Raw genomic sequence first — 16,759 nt, 5'->3', positions numbered from 1 at the left:
CATGGCGTGCAGCACCTTCTGCGCCGCCCTTGGCGAGAGCGGGGCCCGGGGTCATGCGACGCGCGCCCCCGGCCAGCGCGTGATCGTTCCCAGCATTCAACCCACCTTCTTCGCCCCTTCGACCAGGGCGGCCAGCTTGGCATACGCGATCTCGGGGTCGACGGCGCCGAAGCCGGCGAAGGTGCCGAAGCCGCAATCGCTGCCCCCCATCACCCGCTCGGCCCCGAAGATGTCGACGAAACGTCTCAGGCGTTCGGACACGAGGTCGGGGTGCTCGACGAAGTTGGTGGTGGTGTCGACGACGCCGGGCACGAGGACCTTGTCCTCCGGCACGTCCGCCGCCCGGTCGCGCCAGACAGCCCATTCGTGGGCGTGGCGCGGGTTCGACGTCTCGAAGAGGAGGTGCGAGGCGTTCACCGAAAGGAACGTGTCCAGCACCTTGTCCATGCCGATGTCGCAGACATGCGGCCCCTCGTAGTTGCCCCAGCAGATGTGGACCCGCACGCGGGACGGGTCGATGCCCGACAGGGCGCCGTTCAGCGCCTCGACATGGGTGGCGGCGATGCGCAGGAACTCCTCGTCCGAAAGGTCGGTGAAGAGCATGTGCCGCGAGAGCGCGAGGTCGGGGCAGTCGAGCTGCAGCATCAGGCCGGCGTCGACGATGGTCCGGTACTCCCCGGCCATCGCGTCGGCGAGGGCCGAGAGGTACGCGTCGCGGGTGGGGTAGAAGTCGTTCTGCAGGAAGAGCGAGATGACGCCGGGCGAGGCCGCGTTCATGAAGCCCTCCGAGGCCCCGTGCTCGGCCATCGCGGCCAGGAGATTGTCGATGTCCTGCCGAAGCTCGCCTTGCCCCTTGGACCGCACCTCGCCCACGCACATCGGGCGGGCATAGGTCGGCGCGCCCTTGTCCTGGCTGAGCCGCTTCGAGAAGGACGGGAACAGCTTGAGGTCGGCCGGCGTGTTGCGGGGGCTGTCCCCGCCGAACCCCGTGTAGCGGTCCTTGACGTAAGTCGCGTAGGAGATCTTCGACGTCTCGCCGTCCGACACGACGTCGATCCCGGCCTCCACCTGCTTCCTCACCGTCTCAGAGCACGCTTCGCGCATGGTGCGGGCGAAGGCGCCCGGGTCGTAGTCCTCGCCGTTCTCCCGGGCGAAGATCATGTCCACGACCTCCTGCGTGCGAGGGAGCGAGCCGGTGTGCGTGGTGCGGATGGTCATCGTGGTCTCCGGTCTGCGGTCGCAGGGTTGTGAGGGGGTGGCACGGGGGCGGGCCGGGCTTCAACCCTCGCGGACCGCCATCAGCACGCTGTGTCGATCCGCCTCCGGGTCCTCGGCCACGAAGCGAGTCATCCGCAGCCCCGCCGCCTCCAAAGCCGCTGCGTATCCGGCGGGCGAGAGCGAGGCGTGGTAGATCGAAGCGCCGCCCACGGTGCCCGTCGCCTCGCCCGCCCGCGGCCCGACCGTAGTCAACAGCGTTCCGCCCCGCCGCAGATGCGTCGCCATCTGGGCCAGCGCCGGGGGCTGCTCGGCCGGGGTCAGGTGGAAGAAGCTGTCCCACGCGACGATGCCGTCGAACCGTTCCGGCAGGTCGAGAGTCCGCATGTCGCCCCGTCGCCAGTCGCCCTCCGGATGGCGGGCGCGGGCGAGGGCCAGCATCGTCTCCGACAGGTCCAGCCCCGTGACCGCGAGGCCCCGAACGCGCAGCCACGCGGCGATCGGTTCGCCGCCCCCGCAGCCGAGGTCCAGCACTGCCGCATTCGGAGGCAGGACATCGACGAAGCGGCGCAGCCAAGCGCCCTCGATCTCCAGGCCACGCCGCCGGTCGCGGTCCCATGCCGCCGCCTCGGCCTCGTAGACGGCGGCGTTGGGGTCCGAGCGGCTCAGCGGCTCACCCTTTCCACGTCGCCCCCGCCAGGTCCCCCGTGCCGACCACGTGGTAGAGCGCGGCGTCCCCCTCCATCGACGGCCACGCGGCGTGCGACAGACCCGCCGGTACCGACATCGTGTCGCCGGGCGCGAGGATGTCGGACCCGCCGTCCCACTCGACGCGCCAATGCCCCGCCACCGGCATCAGCACCGAGGGCCTGTCGTGGTCGTGCCTCTCCCGGGTCGCCGACCCGCGGGTGACCAGCGCCACCTCGAAGCCCGGGCGGTCGGGCAGCACGCCCCGCTCGCCGATCACCGTCACGGGTGCGCGGTCCGCCAGCGCGACGAGGTCGAGATAGCGCGCCACGTGCCGGGGCAGCACGTCGCGCGTCGAGGGCTCGGGGTAGTCAGCCAGCTCCTCCTCCGTCAGCACCCTCATCGGTGCCACGCCCTCTGGCAACGCCTGCCCCTCCTTCGTGTCGTAGAGCTTACCGTTCTCGCCCAGGACGAGGCCGTGATCCTTCGCGTCCTCGATCACCTGAGGCGCCCAGATCACCCCGCCGCCCGCGTCGTCGCCCCCGAGGATGGCCATGATCATCCCGTAGTCGGTGCCGACGTTCTCGAAGCCGCGGAAGATGCCCGTGGGGATGTTGATGATGTCGCCCTCCTCCAGCACGACCTCGCCGGCGTCGCCCCAACGCCCCCAGAAGAAGCGCCAGCGACCCGAGAGGACGAAGAACACCTCCGCCGTGCGATGGGAGTGGAGCGAGTTGCGGCACCGCGGCGGCTGGCCCGCCGCGCCGATGTTGAACCCGTGCGGCGTGGTGATGTGGACGTGCTGATCGGGCGATTCGGAAACCCCGCCCCCGATGATGGTGAAGTTCTCCTTCCGGTCCGAGCCCGGGGTGTGGGCGTCGATGAAGGCCGTCTTGCAGGGCTGCAGCTCGCCGTATCGAACGACCTGGACCTCGGCGGTGCGTGGAGCTTCGAGGGGCATGGGGGGTCTCCGTGTCAGGGGGCGTGTCAGGGGGCGACGATTTGAGGCGCCAGCGCATCGAGGCCGCGCTGGAGGATGACGCGGACCTCATCGGGGGTGGCGGCGACGGCGCGCGAGGGGGCCCAACCCGCGCTTCGCAGGCCCCCCTCACCCCGTCGCCTCGCGGATCTGCATCCAGATCGCGGCCTCGTCGATCAGCACCCATTCGCGGCGCACGGACCAATCGCCCGGCCGGTGCCGCCCGCCGCGGAAGGGGCCGAACTCCGCGTGGGAGATGCCCATGACGTGCACGGGCGCGCCCGTGGGCACGCCGAAGGCGCCCCAGCCCGAATGGTGGCCCGTCAACGACCAGCGCACCGCGGCGCGGGGGGGCATCATGGCCTCCTCCATGCCGATGACGTGGTGGACCCGGAACTCCGCGTCGGGGAAGGACGCCCGGAGGGGCAGCCAGAAGCGGTCCGCCTCGGCCCAGCCGTGCGCGGCGACCCCACCGGGATACTCGCAATGGCAGGCCCGGTCCCAGAGCGCCGGGATAACCGACAGCTCGCCGCCCATGAGACGCGAAAGGCAGTCGGCGTAGCGTGCGCCCCACTCGCTCTCGTTGCCCCGGCCGCCATAGGGGCCTACCTCATCCATGGCGGGGTTGAAGGCGCGGCGACCCGCCGCGACGGCGCGGGCGGCCCATTCGGCCGGATCGACCCCGATCTGCCGAAGCACCGCGCCGTTGTCGCGCACGAGCCACTCGTCGGTGATCTGGCCGTTCTCCTCCCAGCAGTCGGCGATGGCGCGGAACACGACCCGCCGCCCCGTCCCCGCATCGGCGAAGAGGCCCCCGCCCCTGTGCGTGCCGACCGAGCAGTTGCGGTGCGATGAGAGGCGGCCCCCCTCCTCCTCGCACCAGATCACGTCCTCGCCGAGCAGCTCTCGGTCCGGCATCTCGTTCAGAGTGGCGAAGGTGGCGGCCGTCATCGCCCGCTCGCCGCGCGAGAAGCCCATGGGGGTCCGCACGATGCAGTCCGCGCCGTAGTAGTCCTTCATCCGGGGCGCGAGGCCGCGTCCCTCCCAGATCTCCTCCGTGATGCGGAGGATCCAGTCGGGGAAAGTCTCGTTGCTCAGGTCCTTCATGCCCATCCCTCCGGCACCCGGGCCGATCCACGCACGACGAGCGGCCCCTCTATCTCGATCCGCGCGGCGCCCCGGTCGGGATCCTCCACGAGGGCCAGCAGCGTCTCCACCGTCGCTTCGGCCATGCGCCGCGCGGGCTGGCGCAACGTGGTCAGGTCATAGGCCCCCCAGGCGGCGGCCGCGACGTCGTCGTAGCCCACCACGGAGACCTCGCGCCCGACCGCGGCGCCTTCTGACCGCAGCGCGTCGATCGCCCCGAAGGCCATATGATCGTTGCCCACGAAGATCGCGTCGGGCCGTGCGTCGCGCCACATAGCGGCGGCCAGCTCCGCCGCGCGGTCGCGGTCGAACATGCCGTCGGCCTCGGCGACGAGCGGCCCCGCGGCGGCGCGGAACCCCTCGGCCCGGTCGCGGCCCGTCGAGGCGCCGAGCCAGCCGGTGATCTGCGCGATCCTCCCGTGCCCTCCCGCGCGGAGGAAGCGCGCCACCTCGGCCCCGCCCGTGCGGTTGGCGGACGTCACCTGGGAGAGGCCGCTGGCATCCTGGCCTCGGTTGAAGAGGACCACGGGGATGCCCGCCGCCTGGCAGCGGGCCGCGAGGTCGCCCCCGATGGTCACGGAGGCGGCGATGATCCCGTCCACCTGATAGTCGAGCATCTGCTCGACGAGGGCGTCGGGCTCCTCGGCCTCCGGGGCGGTGAAGACGAGGATGTGGTAGCCCTCGGCCTGCAATGCCTCGGACAGGCGTTCCAGCGCGTCGGGATAGAACTGGTTGTCGAGATAGGACACGACGAGCCCGATGATCCTGCTGCGCCCGGTGATGAGCGATCGCGCCAGGACGTTCGGCCGGTAGCCCAGATCGGCGGCCGCCTTCCTGACCTTCCGCTCCGTCGCCTTGGAGGCGGACGCGCCGGAGAACACGCGCGAGACCGCGCTGCGCGATACGCCGGCGCGGGCGGCAACCTCGGCGGAGGTGACCCTGCCGCTCATCCCGCCGTCCAGCCGCCGTCGATCAGCAGATGGGTGCCCGTCACCATCGCCGCCGCGTCGGAGGCAAGGAACAGGACCGCGCCCATAACGTCCTCGACCTCGGCGACGCGGGGCAGCTTGACCTTGCCTTCTATCCAGGCGCGCTTCTCGGGATCGGCGAACGTCGCGGCCGTCAGGTCGGTCCGCACGAAGGTGGGGCAGACGGTGTTCACCCGCACGCGGGCCTTCCCCCATTCGATGGCCATGGCCTTGGTCATGCCCTCCACCGCGTGCTTGGTGGCGCAGTAGATCGCGCGATCGACCCCGCCGACATGCCCCATTTGCGAGCCAATCTGGACGATGCTGCCACCGCCGCGGGCCTTCATCCCGCGCGCGGCCTCTGTCGCGAGGAAGAACGCGGCCTTCACGTTCACCGCCTCGACGGCGTCGAAATCGGCCTCCGTCGTCTCCAGGGCCGGGGCATGGCGGGCGAGCCCCGCCGAGTTGACGAGAACGTCGGGCGCATGCTCGGCCAGCGCGTCCCGCACGGCGGCCACTTCGGTCACATCCAGAGGAACGGCATGCGCCTCGCCCCCTGCATCGCGGATCGCTGCAGCGGCACGCTGCGCCTCGCCGATGCCGCGCGCCCCGATGGTCACGGCGGCCCCGGCCTCGGCAAGGGCCGCCGCGCAGCCGAGGCCGATCCCGCGAGATCCGCCCGCCACGAAAGCCCGCCGGCCGTCGAGGCGAAAGGATGGGGTGCGGGGAAGGATCACGAGCGGACCTTTCTTGCAAACGTGTGCAAAGACTACGCCCTGCGACCGGCTGCCGCAAGCGGCCCGAGGGCCCCGCTGCCGGAGCGGGGGCGGCCCGGCCCCGCCACGCAGTGTCCGCGCCCGTCCGGCCGCCAAGCCGGCATCATCTACTGACGTGCGTCTTCTCGGAGTAGGGGAAGACCGGCTCGCCCCCTACGACGATCCCTCGCGCGGATGCCAGTTGCCGCATCCGCGCCAGCACGTCCACGCCGAGTTGGTTCCAGACGTGGATGAGGTCGATCAGCACCCAGTTCTCGCGGATCGACCCGTCCTCGCACCGCCAGAAGTCGAGGGACCGCATGGTGATCCGCTGCCCCGCTGGCGCGATGCCCAGCCAACCGGCCCCCGTCACGGTCATCTCCATACCCGGCCAGCCCGTGTAGGCGACGTAGTCCCCTTCCGCGAAGAGCGCGCCGCGCCCGTTGCCCCCGACCCGGTCCGGCATGGCCTCGAGGAAGGGGATCTGGTGCCAGCGGCGGAACCCTTCGACCCCCCGCGCGGTGCCGATGCCGGAGGGGCCGTACCACAGGAAGTGCGGGTGCCAGTGCTCCGCCAGGCCCATCGCATCGGGCCCCTCGGCCTCGTGCTTCTGGATGCCGTCGAGCATGGACAGCACCAGCGCCTCGGACGCCGCGGTTCGCGCGGCGTCGTGCGGGCCCAGTCCGTCCTGCGTGACCGGACCCGGCACGTTCATCTCACGGCCCAGGGACGGCCCCATCGGCCAGACCCCCGCCTGCATCATCAGCTCCGGCAAATCCCAGAGGACGTGGGCTTCGACGACGTGTCCGCCATCAATCCGGAAGAACTCCGCGAAGCGCAGATGGGCCACCTGCCCCGTCGCCGGGATATCCATGAACGGGTGCCGGAAGGTGCCGCAGTACTGACCCGACGAGCCGACCCACTCGCCCGAAGGCGCGCCGCCCCGGACGAAGATGTGGTCGCGCCGCTCCAGATCCGGCATCGCCGCGAGCAGGGGCGCCCAGATCGCCTCCCAGGCCGCCTTCGGCCCCTCGCGGTCCCCGGCGGGCGTGAAGAGATGCATGCGCGCATCCGGCGCGCAGGTTGCGAGCAGGTCCTCCCGCGCCGCATTGTGGTCGCCGGCATAGAGCGCCCGTCGAAACCCGTCCAAGCCCATCTCGCGGCCTTTCTCTGCCAGTGGAAATAACCCCGCGGCGGAACTGGAAGCGCAAGGCCCCCGGCCCCGGGACGCCGCGAGTCCCAGCGGGCGGGAGCGTCCGCCGCCGCTACTCCGCCGCCTCGCGATGCGGCGCGCCCTCGCCATAGGGAACGTTCCGCCCGCCATAGCGACGCACGCGGAGGTTGCACTGCTCGGCATGGCCGACGAAGCCCTCCAGGATGCATAGTCGCGAGCCATACTCCCCGATGGTCGCCGCCGCCTCGTCCGTGGTGATGCGCTGATAGGAATGCGTCTTGATGAACTTGCCGACCCACAACCCGCCCGTGTAGCGCCCCGCCTTCTTCGTCGGCAGGGTGTGGTTCGTGCCGATGACCTTGTCGCCGTTCGCTACGTTGGTGCGGGGACCCAGGAACAGGGCGCCGTAGGAATGCATGTTCTCCAGGTACCAGTCGTCCCTGTCGGTCATCACCTGCACATGCTCGGACGCGATGTCGTTCGCCACCTGAAGCATCTCGTCGTGATCGGCGCAGAGGATCACCTCGCCGTACTCCTCCCAGGAGGCGCGAGCCGTCTCGGCGGTCGGCAGGATGCCGAGGATGCGATCGATCTCGCGCAGCGTCCCCTCGGCCAGCCCGCGCGACGTCGTCAGCAGCACCGCGGGCGAGTTATAGCCGTGCTCGGCCTGGCCCAGCAGGTCCGTCGCGACCATCTCGGCGTCGACGGTGTCGTCTGCGATCACCATGGTCTCCGTCGGGCCGGCGAAGAGGTCGATCCCCACCCGTCCGAAGAGCTGGCGCTTGGCCTCGGCCACGAACGCGTTGCCCGGACCGACCAGCATGTCGACGGCCGGGATCGCCTCGGTGCCCAGGGCCATAGCGCCGACGGCCTGGATGCCGCCGATCACGTGGATCTCATGGGCGCCGCCCATGTCCATCGCTGCGATCACCGCGGGATTCGGCTTGCCCTTGAAGGGCGGTGTGCAGGCCACGATGCGGGGCACGCCCGCGACCTTCGCGGTCGCCACGGACATGTGCGCGCTGGCGACCATGGGGAACTTGCCGCCCGGCACGTAGCAGCCGACCGACTGCACGGGGATGTGACGGTGCCCGAGGACCACGCCGGGCATCGTCTCGACCTCCACGTCGAGCATGGAGTCGCGCTGAACCTTCGCGAAGGCGACCACCTGGTCGTGGGCGAAGCGGATGTCGGCCAGTTCGCGTTCGGAGAGTTCGCCGACGAGGGCGTCGATCTCCTCGCGGCCGAGGCGGTAGCCCTCGCGCTCGTAGCCGTCGAAGCGGACAGACATCTCCCGCACGGCCACGTCGCCTCGTGCCTCGACATCCTTCAGCGCGGCCTCGACCACGGCCCGGACCTTCGCGTCGTCCTCCGCGCGGTCGGCCTCCGGTCGGGCGATCTTCAGATGCTCGGCCATTCGGGTCCTCCTCGTCGAGCGGCTCGCCGGCACCCTTAACGCGCGCCGCGCCTGCCCGAAAGCGGATTTTGCACACGTGTGCAAACCGTCGTCACAATCCCCGGGCGAATCTCAGCAGCGCCTCCGTCACCGTGTCGGTCATCGCCGGCGACAGGATGTCCCCTGCTAAAATGTGGTTCTCGGGGTCGCCCCCTTCGTCCGGCACGTCGATCCTCGTGACTAGCGCTTCGCCCGGCCAGCGCGCCGCGACGGCCAGGGTGGCCTCGTGATCAATCACCCGGTCCTCGGGGTCGAACAGGAACAGGGCCGGCGGCAACGGTCCCTCGTAGCGGCCGGCACGGGCAGCCGCGACGGCGGCGCCGAGCGGGAAGACGGCCGCCGACGGGTATGCCGTCGTCCACCATTCCGCATGGGCGTCGTTGAGCGGTTCGAAGGACCGCGTGCGCCCCCCCACCAGCGGCAGCCAGATCGGCGCGCCCGGGGCCGTGATGAGGTCGGCGAGCGGGTTGTTGATGCGGAAGTTGGGCGAGAGGAACGCGATGCCGGCGATCTCGGGCGGCAGAAGCCCCTCCTCAGCCGCCAGCGCGGCGAGCGTTCCCCCCGTCGACAGCGTCACCAGAAGGACGCGCTCGCCGATGGCGGCGCCGATGGCCGCGGCCTCCGTCGTGTCGTCCATCCATTCGCGCGCGGTCGTTTCGGCGAGGCGATCGCCGCCCGTGCCCATGTCCACCCCGTGCCCGGCGAGCCGCGTGAAGAAGAGGTTCGCGCCCAGCGCATCCGCCACCCGATCGGGCACGGGCCGGATCTCCTCGGAGGTGGCGGAGAAGCCGTGGACGTAGACCACCGCCCACTCCGTGCGCTCGCCAGGCATCCCAGCCCAGATCACGCGCTTCTCCGCTCCGGGCCGGATGCCCGGCACCGCGCCTTCCCTCCCGGCGAGCCAGGCATCGACCTCGTTCGCGCCGGGCACGGCGACCGCCGCCTCGGGCATCTCGGCGGTCGCCCGCGGTCCGAAGGTCCAGATCCCCGCCGCCAGAACGGCCAGCACGAGCAGCGCCCCCGCCAGCCATCTGCCAAGCGCCCTCAAGTCACGTCCTCGACGGCGCCCGCGATCAAGCCCAGCTCGTGCGGCTCGGAGAGGCGGTGGCCTGCGTCCTTCACCAGCGTCAGCCGCGCGTCCGCGCTTCCCACGTGGGCCAGAAGGTCCGTGCCCCATTCGACCGGAACGGACGTGTCCGCCGTGCCCAGCAGCATCCGCAGCTTGCCGGGAACCTCCAGCGGGGCGTCCATGACGAGGTTGCGGCGCCCGTCCTCGATCAGCGCCTTCGTGATCATGTAGGGATCGCCGTAATCGGAAGGCACGGCCACCCGTCCCTCGCGCATCAGCTTGGCACGCATCAGATCGTCGAATCCGTTCCAGAGCCCCTGCTCGGTGAAGTCGGGCGCGGGGGCGACCAGCACCATCCCATGCACCCGTTCGGGCGCGCGCCGGGCCAGCAGAAGGGCGATCCACCCCCCCATGGAAGAGCCGACGAGCACCGCCCGCCCGTCCACGAGACCGAGCGCGGCCTCCGCGTCCTCGGCCCACTGCCCGATCGTGCCGTCCTCGAAGCGCCCCTCGCTCTCGCCATGGCCTGAATAGTCGAAGCGCAGGAAGGCACGGCCCGTGCGCCGGGCCCAGTCCTCCAGGTGGATAGCTTTGCCGCCCTGCATGTCCGACCGAAACCCGCCGAGGAACAGGACGGGGGGGCCGGTCCCCTCCGTCCGCTCGTAAGCGATCCGTCGTTCCTGCGGCGTGTCGAGATAGTCCGGCATCAAATCCCTCCGCTCTTCCCGCCGAGAAGGCCCGCCCGCGCACCGAAGGGCAAGCCCGTCCGCGGGCGAAACGGCGAAGGGCCGCGCGATCCATCTCGTGACCTGCGTTGACATGTGACCATTCTGTCACCTATTAGGTCGAACCATGGATTCGGTCTTCAAGGCGCTCGCCGATCCCAGCCGACGCCTCCTACTCGACGCCCTGCGCCGAGAGGACGGGCAGACCCTGTCCCAGCTGGAGGCGGGGCTGGCCATGTCGCGCTTCGGGGTCGCCAAGCACCTCAAGGCGCTGGAGGCGGCGGGCCTCGTGACCCGGGTGCGGCGGGGACGCTTAATCCATCACTACCTGAACGCCGTCCCCCTCGCCGAGGCGCTGGAGCGATGGATCGAGCCTTTCCGGGTCGCCCCCGCGGTAGGGGCGATCCTCGACCTGAAGGCTAGACTGGAGACCGACATGTATCCTGCCCCCGACTTCGTCCTCAGAACCTATATCCGCTGCAGCCAGAACGCCCTCTGGGACGCGCTTACCGATGCAGGGACCTACGACAAGTGGAATTTTCTCGGTCAGAGCGCGGCGCGGAACGGCGGCCTCGTCATCTATCGCACTCCCGATGGGACCGAGACACTTCATGCCCGGGACGTCGAGGTCACGCCCAAGACGCGCCTTGTGACCACGTTCGAGCCGAAATGGGAGGAAGGCGCAAAGACCTCGCAGGTCATCTACGACATCGAGATCGAGGGCGAATTCTGCAAGCTGACTGTTACCCATACGGGCTTGCAGCACCACCATTCCGAGGGCACGGCCGATGGCTGGACCCGCAGCCTAGCCGGGCTCAAGACTTGGCTGGAGACGGGCGAGGCCGCCAACTTCGGCGGCGATCACCTTTGGGAAGCGGAGGCCTCCGCGCCATGGAGCCCGACCACGTCCACATGACCTACATCCGCTGCACCCGCGATGCCCTCTGGGATGCCCTCACCCGGGCCGGCGCCGTCGCCAGCCACCATTTCGCCGGCATCGCCGCGCGGGGCGACCTGACGGCTACCGGCGACGTGCAGACCCACCATGTCGGCGACGCGACCGTGCTGACGCAGAAGGTCGTCGAAGCCCTGCCGAAATCCCGCCTCGCGGTCGATTTCACGCCCGGATGGGCCGACCCGCCGACCACGTCCCGCGTCGTCTTCCGCCTCCAGGCGGTCGGCGCCGCCCAGCGCCTCACGATCGAGCACTACGGCGACGCCGCCCAGGACAGGGCGGAGGATGGCTGGGCCCGTTTCGCCTCGAACCTCAAGAGTTGGCTCGAGACCGGCGAGACCGTGATCGGCCGGATGGACGGCGTCGCCTAGCCGCGGGGCGGCGCCACCAGCACGTCGCAAGGCGCGGAGAGGATCATGTCGCTCGACGTCTCGCCGAGGAGCATCCGCACGAAGCCCGAACGGGCATGCCGGCCCACCGCGAGAAGGTCGGCGCCGCCATCCCGGACCGCGCCCAGGAGCGCGACGCCCGGCCCGCCCATGCGCACCACGGGATCGCCCGTCCGCCCACGCAGACCGGGGGGCACCGCCTCGCGCATCTCTCGCTCGAGCTCGGCGTGCTGCTCTTCGGGCAGGGTGGCGTAGGAGACGGCCTGACCGACGACATAGTATGGCTCGTGCGTGGCCGTGACCTGGATGATCGAGGCGTCCGGCGCGAAATCGCCCGCCAGGGCGAGCGCCTCGGCCGCCGCGGGAGAGAAGTCCCAGCCGACGATCACGGTGCCGTAGGATCCCTCCGGCCGACCGAGGGCGACCAGCGCGGGACGGTCAAGCGCCCGCACGATCCGCACCAGCGTCGGCGTCCGCACCATCTCGGCCAGACCGCGGCTCCCGTGCGCGCCGAGGACGACGAGCGCGGCCCCCGCCTCCGCGGCGGCCTTCGGAACCAGCTCGGCTGGGGCGCCCGCCTCGCAGGCGGAGGAGACCTCCACCCCGTCGATCCCCTCCGCCACCCGGCGCAACGCCCCCTCCACGGCCTCGATCCGGGCCAGCGTGGAGGCTGCGTCCGCCACTTCGTCCACCGCGCAGAAGATGCGCAACGCGTCCTTGCGGGCCCTGGCCAGCCCCGCCGCCCGCGTGACCGCGCGGTCACCCCGCGCACTCATGTCCGTCGCGACCAAGATCGTGCCCATGGATCGATCCCTCCTCTGCCTGAGGGACGGTATGACACCCCGCCCGCCCGGCCGCCTTGATCCCGGTCAACACCTCGTTGACAGGGCGGCCTCGTCCGACCACATCGCCATCACCCGCAACCGGGCGCACCCGTAGGCGCCGAACCGACGAGGAGGCACGCCCGTGGACGGCGCATCCCCCCAGATCACCTTCACCTTGCCCGACGGCGCCGAGCGCGCCTATCCCGTCGGCACGACCGCCGCCGAGGTCGCCGCCGACATCGCGCCCTCGCTGGCGAAGAAGGCGGTCAGCGCGACGCTGGACGGCCGGCATGTCGACCTCGCCTGGCCCCTGTCCGAGGGCGGCGCGCTCTCCGTCAATACGATGAAGGACGACGAGGCCGCGCTGGAGTTGATCCGCCACGACCTCGCGCATGTGATGGCCCGCGCCGTGCAGGAGATCTGGCCTGATACGAAGGTCACCATCGGCCCCGTGCGCGGCGATGGCTGGTTCTACGACTTCGACCGGGAGGAGCCCTTCACCCCCGAGGACCTCGGCCGGATCGAGGCGCGGATGAGAGAGATCATCGCCGCCCGCGACCCCGTGCGCACGGAGGTCTGGGACCGCGATCGCGCCCGCCGGCACTACGAAGAGGCGGGCGAGCCCTTCAAGGTCGAGTTGATCGACCGCATCCCGGAAGGCGAGGACGTGCGCATGTACTGGCACGGGCCCTGGATGGACCTCTGCCGCGGCCCGCACCTGCAGGACACCGGGCAGCTTCCCGCGGACGCGTTCAAGCTGATGTCGGTCGCCTCGGCCTACTGGCTGGGCGACAGCGCGCGCCCGCAGCTGCAGCGGATCTACGGGGTCGCTTTCAAGGACCGCAAGGCGCTGAAGGCCCACCTCATGATGCTGGAGGAGGCTGCCAAGCGCGACCACCGCAAGCTCGGCCGCGAGATGGACCTGTTCCACATGCAGGAGGAGGCGCCCGGCCAAGTGTTCTGGCACCCCAATGGCTGGACGCTGTACGTCACGTTGCAGGACTACATGCGCCGGCGCCAGAACGCGGACGGCTACCGCGAGATCAACACCCCCCAGGTCGTGAACCGGAAGCTGTGGGAGGCGTCGGGCCACTGGGAGAAGTACCAGGAGCACATGTTCATCGTCGAGGTCGACGAGGAGCACGCGCAGCAGAAGTCGGTCAACGCCCTGAAGCCGATGAACTGCCCCTGCCACGTGCAGGTCTACAACCAGGGCCTGAAGTCCTATCGCGACCTGCCCCTGCGCCTCGCCGAGTTCGGCGCCTGCAACCGATACGAGCCGTCGGGCGCGCTGCACGGGATCATGCGGGTGCGCGGCTTCACGCAGGACGACGCGCACGTTTTCTGCACGGAGGACCAGATCGAGGCGGAGTGCGCCAAGTTCATCACGCTCCTGTCGCGCGTCTACCGCGATCTCGGATTCGAGACGTTCGAGATTGCCTTCGCCACCCGGCCGGAGAAGCGGGTCGGGTCAGACGCGTCCTGGGACCGGGTCGAGGGTGCCTTGCACTCGGCGATCGAGTCGGCGGGGGTGCCCTACCGCGTCGAGGAGGGCGACGGCGCCTTCTATGGGCCGAAGCTGGACTTTTACCTGACGGACGCCATCGGCCGCGTCTGGCAGTGCGGCACCTTCCAGGTGGACCCGAACATGCCTGCGCGGCTTGGGGCGAGCTATGTCGGCGAGGATGGCGAGAAGCACGTCCCCTACATGCTGCACCGCGCCTGCCTCGGCTCGTTCGAGCGGTTCATCGGCATCCTGATCGAGAATTCCGCCGGGCACCTGCCCCTCTGGCTGGCGCCGCGGCAGGTGGTGGTCAGCACCATCGTATCGGATGCCGACGCCTACGCCTCCGAGGTGGTCGAGACCCTGCGCGCGATGGGCATCCGGGCCGAGGCAGACATCCGCAACGAGAAGATCAACTACAAGGTGCGCGAGCACAGCCTCGCGAAGGTGCCCGTGATCCTCGCCCTCGGCCAGCGCGAGGTCGAAGAGCGAACCGTCACCCTCCGGCGCCTCGGCGACAAGCGCACGAGGGTCCTCCCGCTGGAGGAGGCGGCGGCGTCCCTCGCGGCCGAGGCGACTCCGCCGGATCTTCGCTGAGGTCACGGGCCACGCCTCTGCGGCCTTCACGGCGGCGCGATCGGCCCGGACCCGCACCCGAAGCTGCGGCGCCCGGCCCGTAACATCGGCGGCAGGGCGCGTGCAGGGCTGCATCCGGACCGGGTGGCCGCCGCAATCCGCAACGCCTTCTTTTCGCTGCGAATTTTGATATTTCTGCAAGGCCGCGCCTTTCACGGCGGTTGCCAGATCGCTCACGGCACCGTCACCTACGCGGCTGTGTATCGTCCGTGATCCCCCCCTCCCCCTAGCCTGATCCCCGAGGTCGCCGGACGGTCCGGCCGCCCGCCGAGACTCCCGAAGGGAAACCGCATCATGTCCACCAATACGAAGGCGCTCGCTGCCGCCGCTTCCGTCGCCGCCGTCCTCGCCGCCCACGGCGCCGCCGCCCAGGAGACCGAGAAGTGCTACGGCGTCTCGCTCGCCGGCGAGAACGACTGCGCCGCCGGCCCCGGCACCACCTGCGCCGGCACCTCGACAATCGACTACCAGGGCAACGCCTGGACCCTCGTGCCCACGGGCACCTGCGAGGAGATCACCGTCACGGACGCTGCCGACGGGATGGAACGGATGGGTTCGCTGGAGGCGCTCGACCGCGACCTGCCCGCCTGATCCCCGCTCGTCGCGCCGCCACAGGCGGCGTGCCCCCGGCCCGCACGCTCCTTTCCCCGGCGTGCGGGCCTCCCCCTCGGGAGACGCTCGATGCTCGACGCCACGCCCCGTTCCCTGCCGCATGCCCCGGGCGTCGGTTACAAGGCCGCCCACTTCAACGGCCTGATGGACGATCCCGGCCCCGTCGGCTGGATCGAAGTCCATGCCGAGAACTACATGGGTGCCGGCGGCCGCCCCTTGGCCCAACTCCGCGCCCTTTCCGAACGCCTCCCCCTCTCCGTCCACGGCGTCGGCCTGTCGATCGGCGGCGAAGGGCGGCTCGACCCCGAACATCTCGCCCGGCTGAAGCACCTGATCGGCTGGTCGCGGCCCGCCTCCTTCTCCGAACATCTCGCGTGGGCCACGCATCTGGCCCATGACGGCGCGCCCGAGTACCTGAACGACCTGCTGCCCCTGCCCTACACCGCGGCGACCCTCGCCCGGGTCTGCGACCACGTGGACGAGGTGCAGGAGGCGACGGGGACCCGGATGCTGCTGGAGAACCCGTCGAGCTACCTCCTCTTCGCCGAATCGACTTATCCGGAGACCGAGTTCCTCCGGCAGGTCGTGCGCCGCACGGGCTGCGGCCTGCTCCTCGACGTGAACAACGTCTTCGTCTCGGCCACCAACCTCGGCTTCTCGCCGGAAGGTTACATCGACGCCTTCCCCTTCGATGCCGTGGGCGAACTCCATCTCGGCGGGCACGACGAAGACCGGGACGAAGACGGCGCGCCCCTCCTCATCGACAGTCACGGACGCGAGGTCGCAGACCCTGTATGGGCGCTTTACCGCCACGTGCTGGAGAAGGCCGGTCCCCGGCCGACCCTCATCGAATGGGACAACGACGTTCCCGACTGGCCGACCTTGCGTGCCGAGGCCGAGCGGGCCGAAGCCCTTCTGGCCCCGGTCCGATGACCTCCATCGTCACCCAAGGGACGTTTCGGGCCGCCCTGCTCGACCCCCGGGCGGCCACTCCGGCGGGGCTGACGGGGCCTGCGGGCGCCACGTCCCCGAGGCGCTTCGCAGTCTACCGCAACAACGTCGCCGCCTCGCTCACCGAAGCGCTGGCGAACGGCTTCCCGGTCGTCGCCAAGCTTGTCGGAGAGCGGTTCTTTCGGGCCATGGCCGGCGTCTTCCTACGCGCCCATCCCCCCGCCTCGCCCATGCTCACCCGCTGGGGCGAGGATTTTCCCCACTTCCTCGCAGGGTTCGGACCGGCCGCGCCGCTTCCCTATCTTCCGGACGTCGCCCGGCTCGAGTTGGCGCTGCGCCGCGCTTACCACGCCGCGGATGCCCCCGCGCTCGACACCGCCCGCCTCGGCAGGCTTGCCCCCGATGCGCTCGTGACGGCGCGGCTGCACTTCGCGCCCGCCGCCTGGACCCTCGCCTCGTCCCACCCGGTGCACGCCATCTGGGCCGCCAATGCCCAGCACGGGCCGAAGCCGGGCCACGGCCCGCAGGAGGTGCTCGTCGGCCGCCGGGGCTTCCATCCCGTCGCGACCCTCCTGCCACCGGGCGGCGCTGCCGTCACGCGGGCCCTCATGGACGGCGTGCCGCTCGGCGACGCGGCCGAGGGCGCCGACCTCGCCCCCCTCCTAGCTGCCTGGCTGCAAGCCGGCGCGCTGACCGATCTGGAGGCGTGACCTC

The 16,759-nt window shown here is 70.7% G+C and carries 17 protein-coding genes; 6 read left to right on the top strand and 11 right to left on the bottom strand.

Translation table 11 applies throughout. From position 1 onward, the window contains the following. Window positions 1–96: 96 nt before the first annotated feature. The 10 genes from BCF33_RS01300 to BCF33_RS01255 form a co-directional block, all read right to left on the bottom strand. Window positions 97–1,218, bottom strand: a complete 1,122-nt coding sequence (locus tag BCF33_RS01300) for a cobalamin-independent methionine synthase II family protein (protein ID WP_106159146.1) — start codon at window positions 1,216–1,218, stop codon at window positions 97–99. Window positions 1,219–1,278: 60 nt separating this feature from the next. Beyond that, on the bottom strand, window positions 1,279–1,788 hold the full coding sequence (locus BCF33_RS01295; RefSeq protein ID WP_281260008.1) for a class I SAM-dependent methyltransferase: 510 nt from the start codon (window positions 1,786–1,788) through the stop codon (window positions 1,279–1,281). 100 nt (window positions 1,789–1,888) lie between these two features. Then, the gene (locus BCF33_RS01290) at window positions 1,889–2,863 is read right to left on the bottom strand and encodes a cupin domain-containing protein (RefSeq protein WP_106159144.1); all 975 of its coding nucleotides are present in this window, start codon (window positions 2,861–2,863) and stop codon (window positions 1,889–1,891) included. Window positions 2,864–3,010: 147 nt separating this feature from the next. Next, a complete protein-coding gene (locus BCF33_RS01285) occupies window positions 3,011–3,988 on the bottom strand; it encodes an ester cyclase (RefSeq protein WP_106159143.1) in 978 nt (325 codons plus the stop codon). Continuing rightward, window positions 3,985–4,977 (bottom strand): LacI family DNA-binding transcriptional regulator, encoded by a 993-nt coding sequence (locus tag BCF33_RS01280; RefSeq protein ID WP_106159142.1) that lies wholly within the window; start codon window positions 4,975–4,977, stop codon window positions 3,985–3,987. The genes BCF33_RS01285 and BCF33_RS01280 overlap by 4 nt, the downstream gene beginning before the upstream one ends. Continuing rightward, on the bottom strand, window positions 4,974–5,732 hold the full coding sequence (locus tag BCF33_RS01275; RefSeq protein WP_106159141.1) for an SDR family NAD(P)-dependent oxidoreductase: 759 nt from the start codon (window positions 5,730–5,732) through the stop codon (window positions 4,974–4,976). Before BCF33_RS01275 ends, BCF33_RS01280 begins: the two co-directional genes overlap by 4 nt. Window positions 5,733–5,874: 142 nt before the next feature. Beyond that, window positions 5,875–6,906 carry an ester cyclase gene (locus BCF33_RS01270; RefSeq protein WP_106159140.1) on the bottom strand — a complete coding sequence of 344 codons (1,032 nt, stop codon included), beginning with the start codon at window positions 6,904–6,906 and terminating at the stop codon, window positions 5,875–5,877. 109 nt (window positions 6,907–7,015) lie between these two features. Further along, a complete protein-coding gene (hisD, locus tag BCF33_RS01265) occupies window positions 7,016–8,341 on the bottom strand; it encodes a histidinol dehydrogenase (RefSeq protein ID WP_106159139.1) in 1,326 nt (441 codons plus the stop codon). A gap of 91 nt (window positions 8,342–8,432) precedes the next feature. Further along, entirely contained in the window at window positions 8,433–9,428 is a 996-nt protein-coding gene (locus BCF33_RS01260; protein ID WP_106159138.1) for an alpha/beta hydrolase, read from the bottom strand. Next, window positions 9,425–10,156: an alpha/beta fold hydrolase gene (locus tag BCF33_RS01255; protein ID WP_106160140.1), complete on the bottom strand. Its 732-nt coding sequence runs from the start codon at window positions 10,154–10,156 to the stop codon at window positions 9,425–9,427. Before BCF33_RS01255 ends, BCF33_RS01260 begins: the two co-directional genes overlap by 4 nt. Before the next feature lie 145 nt (window positions 10,157–10,301). Between BCF33_RS01255 and BCF33_RS01250 the strand changes: the two genes are divergently transcribed. Together BCF33_RS01250 and BCF33_RS01245 are read left to right on the top strand one after the other, a co-directional pair. Further along, on the top strand, window positions 10,302–11,090 hold the full coding sequence (locus BCF33_RS01250; RefSeq protein WP_106159137.1) for an ArsR/SmtB family transcription factor: 789 nt from the start codon (window positions 10,302–10,304) through the stop codon (window positions 11,088–11,090). Beyond that, on the top strand, window positions 11,066–11,500 hold the full coding sequence (locus tag BCF33_RS01245) for an SRPBCC domain-containing protein (protein WP_106159136.1): 435 nt from the start codon (window positions 11,066–11,068) through the stop codon (window positions 11,498–11,500). The genes BCF33_RS01250 and BCF33_RS01245 overlap by 25 nt, the downstream gene beginning before the upstream one ends. Here the strand turns inward: BCF33_RS01245 and BCF33_RS01240 are convergent. Continuing rightward, a complete protein-coding gene (locus BCF33_RS01240; protein WP_106159135.1) occupies window positions 11,497–12,321 on the bottom strand; it encodes a universal stress protein in 825 nt (274 codons plus the stop codon). The two genes, BCF33_RS01245 and BCF33_RS01240, sit on opposite strands and share 4 nt — an antisense overlap. A gap of 163 nt (window positions 12,322–12,484) precedes the next feature. Between BCF33_RS01240 and thrS the strand changes: the two genes are divergently transcribed. From thrS to BCF33_RS01220, 4 genes are all read left to right on the top strand, one after another. Then, window positions 12,485–14,443: a threonine--tRNA ligase gene (thrS, locus tag BCF33_RS01235; protein ID WP_106159134.1), complete on the top strand. Its 1,959-nt coding sequence runs from the start codon at window positions 12,485–12,487 to the stop codon at window positions 14,441–14,443. Between the two features lie 333 nt (window positions 14,444–14,776). Next, a complete protein-coding gene (locus BCF33_RS01230) occupies window positions 14,777–15,073 on the top strand; it encodes a BufA1 family periplasmic bufferin-type metallophore (RefSeq protein WP_106159133.1) in 297 nt (98 codons plus the stop codon). Window positions 15,074–15,163: 90 nt separating this feature from the next. Beyond that, complete coding sequence (gene bufB, locus BCF33_RS01225; RefSeq protein WP_106159132.1) at window positions 15,164–16,027, top strand: MNIO family bufferin maturase; 864 nt, start codon at window positions 15,164–15,166, stop codon at window positions 16,025–16,027. Next, window positions 16,024–16,755: an HvfC/BufC N-terminal domain-containing protein gene (locus BCF33_RS01220; protein ID WP_106159131.1), complete on the top strand. Its 732-nt coding sequence runs from the start codon at window positions 16,024–16,026 to the stop codon at window positions 16,753–16,755. Before bufB ends, BCF33_RS01220 begins: the two co-directional genes overlap by 4 nt. Window positions 16,756–16,759 lie beyond the last annotated feature (4 nt).

This window comes from Hasllibacter halocynthiae, assembly GCF_003003095.1.
Classification (GTDB): Bacteria; Pseudomonadota; Alphaproteobacteria; order Rhodobacterales; family Rhodobacteraceae; genus Hasllibacter; species Hasllibacter halocynthiae.
Note: the sequence above shows the minus strand (reverse complement) of the source record. Positions and strands in the feature narration are given on the sequence as shown.